Source organism: Halopseudomonas salina, assembly GCF_014637955.1.
GTDB lineage: Bacteria > Pseudomonadota > Gammaproteobacteria > Pseudomonadales > Pseudomonadaceae > Halopseudomonas > Halopseudomonas salina.
On record NZ_BMFF01000003.1, the window covers coordinates 439515 to 456628 of the forward strand.

General features: G+C 58.5%; 18 protein-coding genes. 4 read left to right on the top strand and 14 right to left on the bottom strand.

Going from position 1 to position 17114, the window contains the following annotated elements:
* Nucleotides 1-6 precede the first annotated feature (6 nt).
* Complete coding sequence (gene lipA, locus IEV54_RS09435) at nt 7-1059, top strand: lipoyl synthase (protein ID WP_150278345.1); 1053 nt, start codon at nt 7-9, stop codon at nt 1057-1059.
* On the opposite strand, the gene lipB is transcribed toward lipA, so the two are convergent.
* From lipB to IEV54_RS09490, 11 genes are read right to left on the bottom strand one after another with little or no spacing between them, the layout of a single operon-like run.
* A complete protein-coding gene (gene lipB / locus IEV54_RS09440) occupies nt 1052-1666 on the bottom strand; it encodes a lipoyl(octanoyl) transferase LipB (RefSeq protein ID WP_150278344.1) in 615 nt (204 codons plus the stop codon). The two genes, lipA and lipB, sit on opposite strands and share 8 nt — an antisense overlap.
* Nucleotides 1663-1938, bottom strand: a complete 276-nt coding sequence (locus IEV54_RS09445) for a YbeD family protein (protein ID WP_150278343.1) — start codon at nt 1936-1938, stop codon at nt 1663-1665. Before IEV54_RS09445 ends, lipB begins: the two co-directional genes overlap by 4 nt.
* Nucleotides 1939-1951: 13 nt before the next feature.
* The gene (locus tag IEV54_RS09450) at nt 1952-3118 is read right to left on the bottom strand and encodes a D-alanyl-D-alanine carboxypeptidase family protein (RefSeq protein WP_373286441.1); all 1167 of its coding nucleotides are present in this window, start codon (nt 3116-3118) and stop codon (nt 1952-1954) included.
* Between the two features lie 60 nt (nt 3119-3178).
* Nucleotides 3179-4072 (bottom strand): septal ring lytic transglycosylase RlpA family protein, encoded by an 894-nt coding sequence (locus IEV54_RS09455; RefSeq protein ID WP_150278341.1) that lies wholly within the window; start codon nt 4070-4072, stop codon nt 3179-3181.
* Nucleotides 4065-5075 carry a lytic murein transglycosylase B gene (gene mltB, locus IEV54_RS09460; protein WP_150278340.1) on the bottom strand — a complete coding sequence of 337 codons (1011 nt, stop codon included), beginning with the start codon at nt 5073-5075 and terminating at the stop codon, nt 4065-4067. Before mltB ends, IEV54_RS09455 begins: the two co-directional genes overlap by 8 nt.
* Nucleotides 5075-6217: a rod shape-determining protein RodA gene (gene rodA / locus IEV54_RS09465; RefSeq protein ID WP_150278339.1), complete on the bottom strand. Its 1143-nt coding sequence runs from the start codon at nt 6215-6217 to the stop codon at nt 5075-5077. The genes mltB and rodA overlap by 1 nt, the downstream gene beginning before the upstream one ends.
* Nucleotides 6214-8082, bottom strand: coding sequence for a penicillin-binding protein 2 (gene mrdA / locus IEV54_RS09470; protein WP_150278338.1), 1869 nt, complete (start codon nt 8080-8082; stop codon nt 6214-6216). The genes rodA and mrdA overlap by 4 nt, the downstream gene beginning before the upstream one ends.
* A 3-nt stretch (nt 8083-8085) precedes the next feature.
* A complete protein-coding gene (rlmH, locus tag IEV54_RS09475) occupies nt 8086-8553 on the bottom strand; it encodes a 23S rRNA (pseudouridine(1915)-N(3))-methyltransferase RlmH (RefSeq protein ID WP_150278337.1) in 468 nt (155 codons plus the stop codon).
* Nucleotides 8554-8559: 6 nt separating this feature from the next.
* Nucleotides 8560-8919 carry a ribosome silencing factor gene (gene rsfS, locus IEV54_RS09480; RefSeq protein ID WP_150278336.1) on the bottom strand — a complete coding sequence of 120 codons (360 nt, stop codon included), beginning with the start codon at nt 8917-8919 and terminating at the stop codon, nt 8560-8562.
* A gap of 22 nt (nt 8920-8941) precedes the next feature.
* Complete coding sequence (gene nadD / locus IEV54_RS09485; RefSeq protein ID WP_150278335.1) at nt 8942-9580, bottom strand: nicotinate-nucleotide adenylyltransferase; 639 nt, start codon at nt 9578-9580, stop codon at nt 8942-8944.
* A 7-nt stretch (nt 9581-9587) separates the two neighbouring features.
* Nucleotides 9588-10853, bottom strand: a complete 1266-nt coding sequence (locus tag IEV54_RS09490; protein ID WP_223825489.1) for a glutamate-5-semialdehyde dehydrogenase — start codon at nt 10851-10853, stop codon at nt 9588-9590.
* Nucleotides 10854-11017: 164 nt separating this feature from the next.
* Here IEV54_RS09490 and IEV54_RS09495 point away from each other — a divergent pair, with 164 nt between their 5' ends.
* Nucleotides 11018-12259, top strand: coding sequence for a DedA family protein (locus IEV54_RS09495; RefSeq protein WP_150278334.1), 1242 nt, complete (start codon nt 11018-11020; stop codon nt 12257-12259).
* On the opposite strand, the gene IEV54_RS09500 is transcribed toward IEV54_RS09495, so the two are convergent.
* Nucleotides 12239-12823, bottom strand: a complete 585-nt coding sequence (locus IEV54_RS09500) for an LON peptidase substrate-binding domain-containing protein (protein WP_150278333.1) — start codon at nt 12821-12823, stop codon at nt 12239-12241. The two genes, IEV54_RS09495 and IEV54_RS09500, sit on opposite strands and share 21 nt — an antisense overlap.
* Nucleotides 12824-13046: 223 nt before the next feature.
* Here IEV54_RS09500 and IEV54_RS09505 point away from each other — a divergent pair, with 223 nt between their 5' ends.
* Nucleotides 13047-13502, top strand: a complete 456-nt coding sequence (locus IEV54_RS09505) for a MaoC family dehydratase (RefSeq protein WP_150278332.1) — start codon at nt 13047-13049, stop codon at nt 13500-13502.
* A 35-nt stretch (nt 13503-13537) separates the two neighbouring features.
* On the opposite strand, the gene IEV54_RS09510 is transcribed toward IEV54_RS09505, so the two are convergent.
* Nucleotides 13538-14143, bottom strand: coding sequence for a flavin prenyltransferase UbiX (locus IEV54_RS09510; RefSeq protein ID WP_150278331.1), 606 nt, complete (start codon nt 14141-14143; stop codon nt 13538-13540).
* The gene (mpl, locus tag IEV54_RS09515) at nt 14136-15497 is read right to left on the bottom strand and encodes a UDP-N-acetylmuramate:L-alanyl-gamma-D-glutamyl-meso-diaminopimelate ligase (RefSeq protein WP_150278330.1); all 1362 of its coding nucleotides are present in this window, start codon (nt 15495-15497) and stop codon (nt 14136-14138) included. Before mpl ends, IEV54_RS09510 begins: the two co-directional genes overlap by 8 nt.
* Nucleotides 15498-15719: 222 nt before the next feature.
* Here mpl and IEV54_RS09520 point away from each other — a divergent pair, with 222 nt between their 5' ends.
* Nucleotides 15720-16979 carry a 6-phosphofructokinase gene (locus IEV54_RS09520; protein ID WP_150278329.1) on the top strand — a complete coding sequence of 420 codons (1260 nt, stop codon included), beginning with the start codon at nt 15720-15722 and terminating at the stop codon, nt 16977-16979.
* Nucleotides 16980-17114 lie beyond the last annotated feature (135 nt).

A 17114-nucleotide genomic window follows, 5' to 3' on the forward strand; every position in this document is an offset into this window, starting at 1 on the left:
CCTTTCATGAGCGACCACCCCTCAAAACGCGTCGGTAGCGGCGAGAAGTTTCGCAACGCTCAGGGTATTGCCGCGATAAAGGACGGCCAGAAACGGCGCGCTACGAGCGTCGAGCCTGTGGTGTTCGAACCCAAACCCAGATGGCTACGCGCACGCGCCCCGACCGGAGAGCGCTTCGAGGCCGTCAAACAGAATGTGGCTTCCCACAAGCTGAGTACGGTGTGTCAGGAATCCCACTGCCCGAACATGGGCGAATGCTGGTCCAATGGCACAGCAACCATCATGCTGATGGGGTCGGTCTGCACCCGCGCTTGCCGCTTCTGCGCAGTCGACACCGGCAACCCCAATGGCTGGCTGGATATCGATGAGCCGGAAAACACGGCCAAGTCGGTAGAGCTGATGGGCCTGCGCTATATCGTTCTCACATCGGTAGATCGCGACGACCTGCCGGACGGCGGAGCCAGCCACTACGCCGCCGCTGTCCGTGCGATAAAACAACGCACGCCGCAGGTGGTGGTTGAAGCCCTGACACCTGACTTTGACGGTGTGCATACGGCTATCGAGGCCGTGGTAGATTCAGGGCTGGAGGTTTTTGCCCAGAACGTGGAAACAGTCGAGCGACTCACCCGTGAAGTCCGTGACCCCCGAGCTGGCTATGCCAAGACCCTCAAAGTTCTGGAGCATGCCAAGCGCCATCGCCCCAAGGTGATCACCAAGACCAGTTTGATGCTCGGTCTGGGTGAAACAGATGAAGAGATACTGGCTACCCTGGATGATCTGCGGGCAATCGGCGTCGATATCGTGACGCTTGGCCAATACCTGCAGCCCACCAAGAATCATCTCAAGGTAAAGCGCTGGGTCACGCCTGAGGAGTTCAACCGCTATCGCGAGATTGGGCTGGCCAAGGGATTCATGGAGGTGCCATCGGGCCCATTGGTGCGCTCGAGTTACCGCGCAGACCGGGTTTTCGAGAAAAACAATCTGGGGCTGGCAGAGCCCACTGCGGTGCCTGGACAAGGCCCCGTGCCACAACTGATACCCACCCGCTCCGTCAGCTGAGCTCCTGCAACAGCGCCTGCTCCAGGCGCTGGCCCACCTCATCAATACCCGGCCGCGCCTCAAGCTCCTCACTCATCTGCGTCATCACCAGACCTGCATAGCCACAGGGGTTGATCCTCTGGAATGGCTGCAGATCCATATCCACATTCAATGCCAGACCGTGGAACGAGCAGCCCCGGCGAATGCGCAGGCCCAAAGAGGCGATCTTTGCGGCCCCAACGTACACGCCGGGGGCGTCAGGACGCGGAGCGGCTTGGATACCGTAACCGGCCAAGGTATCCACCAGGCTCCGCTCCATGGCGGTTACAAGGTCACGAACACCCATATCCCGTCGACGAATATCCAGCATCAGATATGCAACCAGTTGCCCCGGGCCGTGGTAGGTCACTTGTCCGCCGCGCTCAACCTGCACCACCGGAATATCGCCAGCGGCCAGCACATGCTCGGCTTTCCCCGCCTGGCCCTGGGTAAACACCGGTGGGTGCTCCAGCAACCAGATCTCATCCGGGGTACCTGCATCGCGCTCATGAGTAAAAAGGCGCATCGCTTCAAGTGTAGGCAGATAATCAACTAGCCCCAGGCGACGAACCACAGGCGCGTCACTCACAGGACCATCTGCACCCGGCCTGTGGCCTTCAGCTCCGCATTCAGGGCCTGCAACTGCTCAGGGCCGGTGGCCATGATTTCCATGCGCAGGGACAGGAACCGACCGTTCTTGCTCTCCCTGATATCGATGGCTGCAGGGTCCAGGCCCGGCGCGTGACGTTCGACAATATCCGCCACCAGCGCTACAAATCCTTCACCGGCATTGCCGATTACCTTGATGGGATACCGGCAGGGAAATTCGATGCGCGGTGCGTCAGTATTTGTCGTTGCCATGGGCAGGCCCCTCTCAGTTGAACAAGCCGTAGAAAAACAGCCTGAGGTTATCCCACAAACGGCCAAAAATGCCTGCCTGTTCGACATTTGCCAAGGCCACAAGCGGCGCACTGTGCACAATCTCATCACCCAGCCTGACCTCGACCTGACCCAATACGTCGCCCACGGCGATTGGCGCCTTGATCGACGAATCGATGGTGATACCCGCTTCCAGTTTCTCCGCCTGCCCTTTGGGCAAGGTCATCACCAGCCCATCAGTCAGACCCAGCGCAACCTGATTCTCTGCACCGGCCCAAACCCTGGCTTGAGACAGCACCTGCCCGGCTTCATAGAAAGACTTGGTCTCGAAGAAACGAAAGCCCCAGGTCAGCATTTTTTGGGTTTCCGCCGCTCTTGCCTGCTCGCTGGTCGTGCCCATGACTACCGATATCAGACGCATACCTTCACGCTCGGCAGAGGCCACCAGGCAGTAACCGGCTTCCTCGGTATGCCCGGTCTTGAGTCCGTCAACCGTGCTGTCACGCCAGAGCATCAGGTTGCGGTTGGGCTGGGTAATACCGTTCCAGACAAACTCCTTTTCCTTATACAACTTGTAATGTTCCGGGTCGTCACGAATGATGGCGTGCGCCATGGTTGCCATATCGCGAGCAGTGGAAAGGTGGCCCTCAGCTGGCCATCCGGTGGAGTTTTCGAAGTGTGTATTGGTCATGCCCAGACGCTTGGCGTGGCTGTTCATCAGGTCAGCGAAGGCGTCCTCGCTACCGGCAATATGCTCAGCCATGGCAATACTGGCATCGTTCCCGGACTGAATGATGATGCCTCGCAGCAAATCGATAACCTGTACCTGGTTGCCTACCTCGATGAACATCTTCGAGCCACCCTTGCGCCAGGCCTTCTCGCTCACCAACACCAGATCGGATTCCTTGATCTGGCCACGCAGTATCTCCATGCTGGCAATATAACTGGTCATCATCTTGGTCAGACTGGCCGGCGGCAGCGGCTCGTCGGCATTGTGCTCCATGAGCACTTTGCCGCTGCGGGCATCCAGCAGCATATAGCTGCTGGCCGCAAGCTGTGGCGCCGATGGAACAATAGCTGCACCCTGAGGCGCGACGTTAGGCGTGGGTACCTGGGCAGAAGCCAGACCGGAAAAGGCCAGCGAACCTGAAAGCAGCAACATGTGGGTCAATTTTTTAAGCATGGTACTCACTATGAAATGGGTTGGTACGGTGATTGATTGTCAATTGCCGGAAATCAGCGTTGGGGTGCCCAGATTGGCACGCTGCAATATATCTAGCAGCTGCCGGGCCTGATCCTGCGAGACCAGCGGTCCGATGCGAACCCGGTGTAACGTCGTGGCATTATTTTCCGTGGTACTGAGAAATACCGGATTACTGGTCTGGCTCTGCAATTGTGCCCGAAGCTGCTCGGCCGCCTGAATGGAAGAAAACGCGCCCACCTGGAGAAACACCTTTTCCTCGGCAACGGGTTCCTGCGTTGCATACTGAGGCGCTGGCTCCGGCTCGGCCGCCTGCGCGGTCACCAGATAACCCGGATTCCGTTGCTGATGCCAGACAACCGGGTCAATACCTTCAACCAGCACCCGCGCCGTGCCCTTATCAGCAAAGCCGAGCTTCTTGGCCGCCGCATAGGACAGATCGATTATCCGCGTGGAATAAAAAGGCCCGCGGTCATTCACCCGCACGACAATCTTGCGATCATTTGCAAGGTTGGTGACCTGAACATAGGTCGGCAATGGCAACGTCTTGTGTGCGGCCGTCATGCCATAGAGGTCATAGAGTTCGCCGTTGGCTGTCTTCTGCCCATGGAACTTGGTTCCGTACCAGGATGCCTCACCCTCCTCCCGATAACGCCGGCCATCCTGCATGGGGGTGTAATGCTTGCCGAGTACCTTGTAGGGCGAGGCTTTATAGGGGCCGTTGTGCACCACAGGCACCGCATCAGGAATGGCCGAAACGTCCATAAGATAGTCTGGCGCGCCATCTACCGCGGGTCTGCTAGCGGGAGCAGAGCCGGTAACCGGCTGCTGGGGAGCACTCGAGCAGGCCCCCAGCAATGCCAGCACAACGGCACCCAGGGCTCCCCGGAGACTGCATGTAGACATGTTATTCATTTACCCCGGCCTCTTTGATCAGCTGCGACAACTGATGCACCACCATCGCATACATGACACTTCTATTGTAACGGGTAATCACATAGAGATTATTCAGCCCGATCCAGTGCTGCACATGGTCTCCGGCGTCAAACTCGTAAGCCATGACCTCCAGATTAGTTGCAAGTTCACTCTCGGGCTGCCAGCCCAGCGCCATCAAATCTCCCACGCTGCTGCGGGCTTCCAGGCCCCGGTCCAGCGTCACCCCACTGGCGAAGTCGTCTCCAGTAACGGTGGCCGGAACCGCAACGGCCTCGCCTGACCGCCAATCATGCTCGCTGAAATAATTGGCCACACTGCCTATGGCGTCAACCGGGTTATTCCAGATATCAACCTTGTCATCACCGTCAAAATCAACAGCAAAGGCCTGATAACTGCTGGGGATGAACTGGGGATAGCCCATTGCTCCGGCGTAGGAGCCCGTTAACGTCAGAGGATCCATCTGTTGTTCGCGGGTCAATACCAGAAATGCCTTGAGTTGACGACGGAAGAAGTCGGCCCGTGGCGGATAGTCAAATCCCAGGGTGGTGAGCGCGTCAATCACGCGGTGGCTGCCTTTGTTACCACCGTAGGACGTTTCCACGCCGATGATTGCAGTGATCACTTCAGCCTCCACACCGTATTGCTGCTCGGCGCGAGCCAGCGCATCAGCATGGGTGCGCATGAACTCAAGGCCATCTGCGATGCGTTTATCAGTAATGAATATTGCGCGGTACTCATGCCAGGGGCGAACGCGTTCGGCTGGTCTGGAAATAGCGTCCAGGATGGCTTGCTTGCGTTCGGCATCGGCAAGCAACCCACTCACATAGGCCGCGGGAAAACCGTGCTCGACCTGCATTTCATGCACGAAGGGTGCTACCGCCGGATGCTCGGCGGAATAATCGGACGCCCATAGCGGCGCGCCGCTGGACGTCAGAACAGCGGCAACGAACAGGTTCAGACGACGGAATAAATTTGCCTGCATTACTGGGCCATCCATTTTCGATGCGTTTGAATCGACATCAGAATGCCGAATCCGGATAGAAGCGTTACCAATGAGGTGCCGCCATAGCTGATCAGCGGCAAGGGTACCCCGACTACCGGTAACAGGCCACTGACCATGCCGATATTGACCAGCACATATATGAAGAATGTGAGTGTGATACTACCTGCCAACAGCTTGCTGAAGGTATCCTGGGCCTGCAGAGTGATGAACAGCCCCCGCGCGATGATCAGCAGGTACACGACCAACAATAGACACACGCCAACCATGCCGAACTCTTCGGCCAATACCGCGATGATGAAATCGGTATGCCCTTCGGGCAGAAAGTCCAGGTGTGACTGGGTACCCTGCAGCCAGCCCTTGCCGAATACGCCACCGGAACCGATGGCAGCCTTGGACTGGATGATATTCCAGCCCGCACCCAGGGGATCACTTTCCGGGTTCAGGAAAGTCAGCACCCGACGCTTCTGATACTCGTGCAGAACGAAAAACCACATGGCCATGGCGGCGGGCGCTAATAACACCCCCGCCCCGATGATATAGCGCCAGCGTAAACCCGCCAGCAGCAGAACAAAGAATCCTGACAATGCCACCAGCAGGGACGTACCCAGGTCCGGCTGCTTGAGAATCAGAACCATGGGGACCAGGACAATCACCAAGGTACCGCAGATATACCGGAAACTCGGCGGCAGATTACGTCGCGCCAGATACCAGGCCACCGCCATCGGCATGACCAGCTTCATGATCTCCGAGGGCTGGAAACGGATCACCCCGGGGATGGTCAGCCAACGCTGAGCGCCCTTGGCCTCGGTACCCACCACCAGAACGGCAAGCAATAAAAGCAGACAGCCTACATAGGCCGCTGGCACCCAACGCTCCATGAAGCGCGGTTTGAACTGGGCAATGGCCAGCATCACGGCCAACCCCACGCAATAGGCAGCGCCCTGGCGATACAAGATCGCCAGACTTTTACCACTGGCGGAATACAGCACGAAGCCGGCAACAGCGGCAAGCACCATGATCAGCAGCAGCAACCAGGGATCCACGTGAATCCGTTGCCAGAATGGATCGCGCCTTTGCAAACCGCCGCCGCCGGCGGCCACTGCAGAGAGAATACCTCTCATTCTGCTACCTCCTCGGTGAAAGCGGTCGGTTCGGGGTCAGGCACCAGCCATGCGTCGAAGAGCTGGCGCGCGACGGGCGCTGCAACACGTCCGCCCGACTCCCCGTTTTCAACCATCACTGCCACCGCAATTTTTGGCGCTTCAGCCGGTGCAAAGCCCACGAACAGGGCGTGATCACGGTGGCGCTCCTGCAGCGCTTCCGAATCGTACTTTTCACCCTGGGCAATGGCTACCACCTGAGCAGTGCCGGTTTTACCCGCCATGCGGTATGGCGCATCTACAGCAGCGCTGCGCGATGTGCCATGCGGTGCATGCATTACATCCTGCAGAGCATCGACAATGAAGTCCCAGTCATCCGGGTTCTTGAGTTCGATATCAGCCGGCGTGTCATCCACCTGAGGCGGCTCGCCTTCGGCGTGCATGAGCAGACGCGGTCGACGCCAAACGCCCCGATTGGCCATCAAAGCAACCGATTGGGCAAGCTGCAATGGCGTAGTCAGCATGTATCCCTGACCGATGCCGGTGATCAAGGTTTCGCCTGGGTACCAGGGCTGGCGACGGGCTTCGCGCTTCCAGGCACGCGAGGGCATGAGCCCCGCAGACTCTTCATACATGTCATGGGAAACGCGTGTTCCGAGGCCGAAACGGGTCATGTATTCATGCATCCGGTCGATGCCCAGCTTGTTTGCCAGGTCATAGAAATACGTGTCGTTGGAGCGCGCTATGGCATAGGCCATGGACACCCAGCCATCCCCCGAGCGGTTCCAGTTGCGGTACTTGTGGCTGTGGTTGGGTAACTGGTAGAAGCCTGGGTCATAAACGCGGCTTTCCCGTGTAGTCACACCACTGTCGAGTCCGGCCAGGGCAATGATCTGCTTGATCGTCGAGCCGGGTGGATACAGGCCGCGCAGAACCCGGTTGAACAGGGGCTGATCGAGGGAGTCGCGCAGGGCACCGTAATCAGCATGGCTGATGCCGGTCACGAAGAGGTTGGGATTGAAACCCGGCTGGCTGACAAACGCGAGCACCCCACCAGTTTCAGGTTCGATCGCTATGACGGCGCCGCGTCTATTACCCAGCGCCTTTTCCGCCACCGCTTGCAAGCGGCTATCCAGGTGCAGGGTAATGTCCTTGCCAGGCAGCGGATCTGTGCGCTTGAGCACCCTGAGAACACGCCCCCGCGCGTTGGTTTCCACTTCCTCATAACCCACGGTACCGTGCAGGGTATCTTCGTAGAACCGCTCGATACCGGTCTTGCCTATATAGTGGGTACCGGCATAGGCCACCTGATCAATGGTGGTCATTTCCTTTTCGTTGATGCGCCCGACATACCCTACTGCATGAGCAAAATGCTCCGCAAAGGGGTAATGCCGTACAAAGCTGGTCTGCACCTCGACGCCAGGCAGCCGAAACTGGTTGATGGCAATTTGCGCTATCTGCTCTTCGGTCAGGCCAAACATGACCGGCACGGCTTCGAAGGGCCGCCTTCCCTGGGTCAACTTGCGTTCCGCGCGCTCCAGGTCCTCTTCGCTCAGCTGCAGCAGCGAGCCGAGAAGCACGAAGGTGTCATCCAGATTGGGTACCCGTTCCCGGGTGATGCTGAGACTGAAGCTGGGGCGATTTTCAGCGAGCACTATTCCGTTACGGTCATATATCCGGCCACGACTCGGCGGCACCGGCTGAATATGCACCCGGTTATTCTCGGACAGGGTCGAATGATGCTCGTATTGCGTGACCTGCAGAAAGTACATACGACCAACCAGTGCCATCGTCAACGCTGCGACGAACACGGAGGCAAGCACTACCCTCCTCTGGATAACACCGGCGTCACTGGAATGGTCCTTCAGGTGAATAGGTCTGGCCATGTATCACTTGTGGTAGGGGTGGCGATTTAGAATTGTCCAGGCTCGGTACAGCTGTTCCGCCAATAGTATCCTTACCAGAGGGTGCGGCAGGGTTAACGCTGACAGTGACCAGCGCTGCTCGCTGCGCGCCGCCACCTCAGCGGCCAGACCTTCCGGTCCGCCAACCATCAGATTGACATTGCGCGCTTCCAGACGCCAGGCCTCCAGATGGGCAGCAAGGTCTTCAGTGCTCCAGCTGCGACCGGTTACCTCCAGGGTGACAATGCGATCGCCTGGCTGGGTGGCCGCCAGCATCTGCTCACCCTCACGGCGCATCAACCTGGCAATGTCCGCATTCTTGCCACGCGTTGCCAGCGGCACCTCCACCAGGTCCAGCGGCAGATCAGCGGGCATGCGCTTGGCATACTCGTGATAACCCTGCTCGACCCAGCCCGGCATGCGTGACGCTACACTGATTAAGCGTATACGCAATGCAACTTACTCGGCGGGTTGCTGCTGCTGGGCCCGGCGAGACTCAGCGCTCTGCCACAGGCGTTCCAGGTCATAGAACTGCCGGGTTGCGGGCTGCATCACATGCACGACTATGTCGCCCAGATCTACCAGCACCCATTCACCGGACTCCTTGCCTTCAATACCCAGGGGACGATTACCGGCCGCCTTGGCTTTCTCCAACACGTTATCACTGAGCGCACTGACGTGCCGGTTCGAGGTACCGCTGGCGATAATCATGTAATCGGTGACACTGGTAAGTTCGCGGACGTCGATGCGCACCACATCCTTGGCCTTGAGCTCCTCCAGCGCATCTTCTATCACTTTGAGCATTTCGTCGATCTGCATAGGTAGTTCTAATCCTTTGGTGTCAGGGCCGGTACAGCCCGTGGTTTTCAATATAATCGAGTACGGCATCGGGCAACAGGAAACGCGGTGATCGGTCTGCCGCAACCAGTTGGCGAATGTGAGTGGCCGAAATCGCCAGCGGTGTCTGCGAGAGGCAGATAATCTGCCCTGCCTTCGCGTTGGCGCCAGCGGGATCACTGACGCTGCGAGCAGCCAGTAGATCCTTGAGCACCTCAGGCAGCTCCGGATCGTAATCCGGACGCTGCAATACCACCAGGTTGCTCAGTTCCAGCAATTCTTCCCAGCGATGCCAGCCCGGCAATCCGCCGAAGGCATCCCAACCAAGAATCATGTACAGGGTAACAGTATCGCCAAGCTCGCTGCGCAGCGATTCAAGCGTTTCTACGCTATATGACGGGCGGTCACGCTGCAGTTCACGGTCATCGACCCGCAAACCACAACCACCCTGGGCGGCCAGCCGGACCATTTCCAGGCGTTGCCCGGCAGTGGCCCCCGGTTGTTCACGATGCGGCGGGCGTGCACTGGGGATCAACCGAAGCTCATCCAGACCCAGGCATTCAGCGGCTTCCAGCGCACCGCGCAGATGACCGTAGTGGATCGGATCGAAGGTGCCTCCGAGCAGACCGATACGCTGACTCATCCGCACATCATTGGCGGATATGTCCGTCGCCGAATACCACATATTTTTCGCTCGTGAGGCCTTCCAGGCCAACCGGACCACGGGCATGAATCTTGTCAGTAGAGATACCGATCTCGGCTCCGAGTCCATATTCAAAGCCATCGGCAAAGCGCGTCGATGCGTTGATCATCACCGAACTGGAATCCACCTCGGCCAGGAACCGCCGAGCCCGGGTGAAATCTTCCGAGACCATGGCATCGGTGTGCTGGGAACTGTAGGTATTGATATGCTCGATAGCTGCATCCATATCGGCGACGACGCGGATCGACAGAATCGGTGCCAGATACTCGGTCGACCAGTCTTCCTCGGTAGCCACCAGGGCCTCAGGGAGAATCGCACAGGTGGCGGCACAACCGCGTAACTCTACCTGCTTTTCGGCGTACACCTTCGCCACCCGGGGCAGAAAGCTGGCAGCAATGCTCTCATGTACCAACAGGGTTTCCATCGCATTACAAACGCCATATCGATGAGTCTTGGCGTTAACGGCAATCGCCTCCGCCTTGTCCAGGTCGGCCCGATCGTCCACGTACACGTGACAAATTCCATCCAGATGCTTGATGACCGGGACACGCGCATCACGACTGATCCGCTCAATCAGCCCCTTGCCACCGCGCGGCACAATCACATCGACAAATTCCGGCATGGTGATCAGTGCGCCCACAGCGGCACGATCGGTCGTTTCCACAACCTGCACCACCTCGGCAGGTAACCCGGCCGCGGCCAGGCCCTGAGCAAGGCAGCGGGCTATAGCTCGATTGGAGTGAATCGACTCGGAGCCACCGCGCAATATACAGGCGTTGCCAGACTTCAGGCAGAGGCTGGCTGCCTCCACTGTCACATTGGGCCGCGATTCGTAAATGATACCGATGACGCCCAGGGGCACGCGCATTCGGCCTACCTGAATTCCGGAGGGCAGAAACTTCATATCGCGTATGGCGCCAATAGGGTCGTCTAGCGCCGCGACCTGACGCAGGCCTTCGAGCATTCCCTGGATACGCGCAGGCGTCAGTGCCAGGCGGTCGAGCATCGCTGCGTCCAGACCATTGTCCCGACCCGACTGAAGATCCAGCTCATTGGCTTCCACCAGCTGGTTCTGTGCCGCTTCGATGGCATCTGCCGTTGCCAGCAACGCGCGATTCTTCACCGTTGTGCTGGCACGGCCAATCACCCGGGATACCTGCCGGGCCTTGAGACCGAGCCCCTGCATGTAATCTGCTACCTGTTCTGCGCCCATGCCTGCCACCGATTACCTGTTGCCGAGACTAAAGGCCGCATTATAGCTGCCTGCCCCGGCACTGGACAGGGCAGAGCTGCTATGATCTGCAATATGATTGGATCACGCCAACACAGATACCCGACCGGCCCAAAGGCCTTCGCAACCGCGAGGATGCAAGGACCATGGACAATCTGCTGACGGGCAGCCTGATTGAATGGCTTGGAGACCATCGACAATGGCTCGGCCTGGCCATATTTCTGATCGCGTTGCTGGAGTCTCTCGCCGTCGCAGGACTGGTAATACCCGGTGTATTTCTGCTCCTCGCAGTCACGGCCATGGCTGGAGGCGGCGGCATGTCCTTTGTCGCAGCCTTGTCCTGGGCTTTCTGCGGCGCAGTATTGGGCGACATGCTCAGCTTTGCGCTGGGACGTTTTTTTCACCAGGATATCCGGCGTCTGGGACTCTTTCGCCGTCACCCACAGTGGATTGCCCGCGGAGAAATCTTTTTCAGACGTTATGGTCTGTTCGGGATTTTCATAGGCCGATTCGTGGGCCCGATCCGCCCTATAATTCCCATGATCGCAGGCATGCTCGACATGCCCACCGTCCGCTTCGTCGCTATCAACCTGCTCTCTGCCCTGGCCTGGGCACCGGTTTATGTCACACCGGGCTTTCTGGCAGGCCGAGCAGTCAAATGGCCGGTACCGGAGTTTTTCTGGCAGCATGCGTTAACGTTACTGGGACTGCTTGCGGGGTTACTACTGGCTGTCGTTCTGATTCTTCGGGCGCAGCAGCGCTGGAGCAACATCCTGGCGGGCCTGTTATGCCTGGTCGCATTGGTGGCGTTGGCGATGCACAGCGAAAGGCTGGTAATTCTTGATCAGAGCCTGGCCGTCTGGCTTTCCATGGCAGACGTTAACGCGGGCCTGCTGGACGCAATGGCGGCGCTGGCCAGTCCGGTCTACCCTGCCGCCCTTTTCAGCCTGCTCGCCTTGAGTCTGGCAATGTCGCGGGGCTGGCGATCCCTGGCCCTGACTCTTGTGGCTTCACTGATGTGTGGATTGCTCGTGTTGGCGTTTGATGCAACCTGGCAGGCAACCACACTTGCCGCCAGTCTTTTGCTCATCGCTATCGCCGCCTTGCTGAAAAACCGGCCACATGCTTTCTGGACACGCGCGGCGTTCATGTCTGGAGTCGCCCCGCCGGCGATTCTGCTGGGAACGATAAGCCTTGCTGCCACGCACATGAGCCTGATGGGCCTGGTAAACGCCTTTCTGCTGGCGGCAGCCAGCCTGCTTCTGTCCCTTTGGCTGGTCGAACGCGCAGGCCCCGTTGAATGTCCTGCGTTCCCGGCCAATAATCTGCTGCTGTGGTTGCCATTGGCGACCGCGGTCGGGGTGCTTTCAGGCCTGCATTATTTCTAGCCATTCATTGATCTGACTGAGCCGCGCCTGGGGATGATCGAGATTCAGCAGCGCGACCTTCTGATCCAGCGAGAAGGGCAACAGAAAAGCCAGCTGGTATCCCAGGCGTTGCTGGCTCCCGGCCACTTCGGGCAATCCCAGGCCCTCGGCCAGAGGGTGCTGCATCAACGCATCGTGCAACACCACCAGATCATCATGCTGCTCCAGCACGGGCGCATCTGCCTGTTCCGGCAACCAGCTGATCTCTCCACTGACCAGTCCGTCTGCAGCCACATCAGCGGAGTCGATGCGCCCGCGCCGGCCGCCTTCCACGCGAATACCCAGCAGTCCATTGTCGCGCTGCTGCCAATCGGTTATCAGCGCCTCACAGCCCAGGGCATTGAAACGAAGGTCGCCAGACCCGGTTTCAGGGCCGGATTCCAGGGCCACAATCAGAAAACTCTCGCCCTGCTTGAAACACCGGCTGAGCATATCCAGATAACGCGCTTCGAAAATCTGCAAATCGATAACGCACCCGGGCAAGAGAATGCTCTGGAGTGGAAATAAGGGGTGTCTCTCAGTCATGCCCGCCTCGCGCTGGAAAGAAAATGGACCGCCGGCGTCTCTGTGCGGCGGTTATGGCATTCAGCAAACCTATTCAGCCGTGTGCCGATTGACCCGGTCAGCAACCCTTGTAACCATGGCAAATGACTTGAACTTGTGTCTATAGTTTCGCCTGCACTCATTGCAAGCGCCTGTTTCACACAGCTCCGCATGGGGCACTACAACAACAGCCATGGAGAACGCCATGACCGCCGTACCCGTTTCCGAACTGACCTCCTACATTGGCAAGGATCTCGGCCATTCAGAATGGATGACCATTGATCAGGAGCGCGTCAATCAATTTGCCGACTGCACCGGCGACCATCAATTCATCCACATCGATGAAGAGAAGGCAAAACAAACGCCCTTTGGCGGCACGATCGCCCACGGATTCTTGTCCCTGTCCTTGCTGCCCACGCTGTCAGCCGGACTCTTGATTCGCCCTGAAGGTCTGAAGATGGCGGTCAATTACGGCCTGGACAGCCTGCGTTTCATCCAACCGGTACGGGTGGGGTCCCGCGTCCGCCTGCAGAGCACGGTAATCGACGTAACCGAGAAGAAACCCGGTCAGTGGTTGATCAAGGCACGCTCTACACTGGAAATCGAAGGTAACGACAAGCCGGCCTTCATCGCAGAAGCGCTGTCACTGTACTTCGTCTGACGCTTGCACCGCTGCCGGCTACTGGCCGGCAGTAATTACTCTCCCCAACGTGCCAACAGGTTTTGCTCGATACCCAACTGGTTTAGAATCCGCGCCACTACAAAATCCACCAGATCATCAACCGACTCGGGCTTGTGATAAAACCCCGGACTGGCCGGCAGTATCACCGCGCCCATCTGGCTCAGCTTCAGCATATTCTCCAGATGCACCGTCGAATAGGGCGCCTCACGGGGCACCAATATCAGCTTGCGACGCTCTTTCAACGCCACATCAGCGGCACGCTCGATCAGATTATTGCTGGCGCCGGTCGCGATAGCCGACAGCGACCCAGTTGAGCAGGGACAGACCACCATCGCACTGGGCGCCCCAGAGCCTGATGCGACAGGAGACATCCAGTCCTGCTTGCCAAACACGCGTATCTGCCCCTCGCGCGCACTGTAGCGCTGGGTAAGAAACAGCTCCAGGGCCTGTGACTTGGGTGGAAGCTTGATATCTGTCTCGGTCGCCACCACCAGCTGCGCTGCCTGGGAAATCAGGAAATAGACCTCCACGTCAGCCTTGACCAGGCACTCGAGCAGACGCAGCGCATACTGAGCTCCGGAGGCACCGGTGACGGCAAGTGTTACCCGACGGTTATCCACACTTCACCTCCAACGCACCCAGCATGCGCTGATGGATGCCACCAAAACCGCCATTGCTCATGATCACTATCCGCGTACCTGACACGGCTCGAGCCAGCACCGATTGGATAATGTCGTCAATGTCGGTCTCGACGCGAGCTGGCACCGGACTGGCGTCCACTACTGACTGCAGTGACCAGTCCAGCCCGGGTGGCTGAAACCAGATGACCTCCGAGGCACTTGCCACACTCGCGGCTAGTGCCGCAGCGTGGCTGCCAAGACGCATGGTGTTGGAACGTGGCTCGATGATCGCGATCAGCGGTGCATCACCTATGCCCGCTCGCAAGCCGGCAAGCGTCGTGGCAATGGCTGTGGGATGGTGAGCAAAATCGTCGTACAGACTCACGCCTTCAAAAGTGCCCAACAACTCCATGCGCCGCTTGGCACTGCGAAATTCGCCTAGTGCAGCAATCCCCTGGGCGGGCGTTACGCCTACGTGCCGTGCAGCCGCCAGGGCCGACAAGGCGTTAGCCACACTGTGGGCTCCGGTCTGGGACCACTCTGCGACGCCTTGGAGAGCGCCATCAAGCCAGACCTCGAACCGCGAACCGTCCGCCGCCAGGAGGCTGGCTCTCCATTCGCCCTCACCGCCCGTGGTCTGCCGGGGTGTCCAGCAACCCATATCGATCACTCTCTGCAACGCAACATCGCCGTGCGGGTGCACAATAAGGCCGGTTGAGGGAATGGTACGAACCAAGTGGTGGAACTGCCGTTCTATAGCAGCCAGATCCGGGAAGATATCTGCATGATCATATTCTAGATTGTTCAGGATCGCGGTACGGGGTCGGTAATGCACGAACTTTGAGCGCTTGTCGAAAAAGGCGCTGTCATACTCGTCAGCCTCAACCACGAAAAAAGGCGTATCCCCCAGACGCGCCGAGATCCCAAAGTTCTGCGGCACGCCCCCGATCAGGAACCCCGGCGCCATACCTGCATGTTCGAGAATCCAGGCCAGAAGACTGGACGTCGTCGTCTTGCCATGGGTGCCGGCTACGGCGAGCACCCAACGGTCCTGCAGAACATGTCGAGCCAGCCATTCAGGACCGGAGACATAAGGCAAGCCCTGGTCGAGCACATATTCTACCGCCGGATTACCTCGCGACATGGCGTTACCGACGATCACCAGATCCGGTGCAGGCTGCAGGTGCTCGGGTGAATATCCCTCAAGCAATGCAATCCCTTGAGCCTGCAACTGAGTACTCATCGGGGGGTAGACATTGGCGTCGCTACCGCTGACCTGATGGCCAAGCTCGCGGGCCAGTAAAGCCAACGACCCCATGAACGTACCGCAGATACCCAGAATGTGCAGATGCATTGTCGCGCCCAGACCCCGTGCCAGAAAAGAATGCGAGGATGTTATCACGCGCCATGCAACAGCGCCGCCATACGCCTGACAGCGATGCAAATGGACATACTTTCGGCTATAGTTGCACGCCAAACCCGTTCGCCGTTTTTGTCCGCAGCTCTGGTTCGCCCATATCCAGGCGATCCGGCGCCGCGTGCCCACCCCGGCCATTGCCTTACACATGGAGTCCGCATGACCGTCAAGAATGCCTTTTACGCCCAGTCCGGTGGTGTCACCGCCGTTATCAACGCCTCAGCTGCAGGGGTAATAGAAACGGCTCGTCAGCATCCCGATCGAATAGGCAAGGTATTCGCCGGTCACAACGGCATTATCGGAGCTCTGACCGAGAATCTGATCGACACCAGTATGGAGCCGGCAGAAAACATCGCCGCGCTGCGCCACACCCCCTCCGGCGCTTTCGGCTCGTGCCGTTACAAACTAAAAAGCCTGGAAGCCAATCGCGCCGAATACGAGCGCCTGATTGAAGTCTTCCGCGCCCACGATATCGGTTATTTTTTCTACAATGGGGGTGGTGACTCAGCCGACACCTGCCTGAAGGTTTCCCAGTTGGCCGAAACCATGGGCTATCCAATTCAGGCTATCCACGTTCCAAAGACTGTCGATAACGACCTGCCAATAACCGATTGCTGCCCAGGTTTCGGTTCAGTTGCCAAATACGTAGCCACCTCTATTCGCGAAGCGGGCTTTGACGTGGCATCCATGGCCGCCACCTCCACCAAGGTATTCATTCTCGAAGTCATGGGCCGCCATGCAGGCTGGATTACCGCTGCCTGCGGATTGGCCAGCGAAGGTGAAGGCCAGCCTCCTCACATCCTGCTGTTCCCGGAGGTCCGCTTTGATCAGGACGCCTTCCTCGCCCGGGTGAAAGAATGTGTAGAGACTTACGGCTACTGCGTGATTGGTGTGTCTGAAGGCATCAAGAATATCGACGGCAAGTTCCTGTCCGAAACTGGACTCACTGACGCGTTCGGCCATGCGCAGCTGGGCGGCGTGGCACCTACCGTGGCCAACCTGGTAAAAGACCAGCTGGGATACAAATACCACTGGGCGGTTGCCGACTATTTGCAACGCTCTGCGCGCCACCTGGCTTCAGCCGTCGATGTGGAGCAGGCATATGCTCTTGGCCAGGCCGCGGTACGCATCGCTCTGGAAGGCAAGAATGCCGTCATGCCCGCCATTCGTCGCCTGCAGGACAGCCCTTACCAGTGGGATATCATTGAAGCGCCCCTCAAGGATGTCGCCAACGTCGAGAAATTCATGCCCCGTGAATTTATTACCGAGGATGGATTCCATATTACCGACGAATGCCGTCGTTATCTTTCGCCCCTTATCCAGGGCGAGGACTACCCACCCTTTGTCAACGGCATGCCCGCCTACGTGCAATTGAATAATCACAAAGTCGAGCGCAAGTTGCCTGAATTCAAAATCTGACCCATACCGCAGAGCCCCGGCGAAGGAATGACGCCTCTGCTCCGCGCCAGCGGGACCTTTCAGACACCCCGTCCGGCCTCACCCGGACGGGGTGTTTTGTTTTCTCCGATTGAAGATTCGCCACCTTTGGGGCAG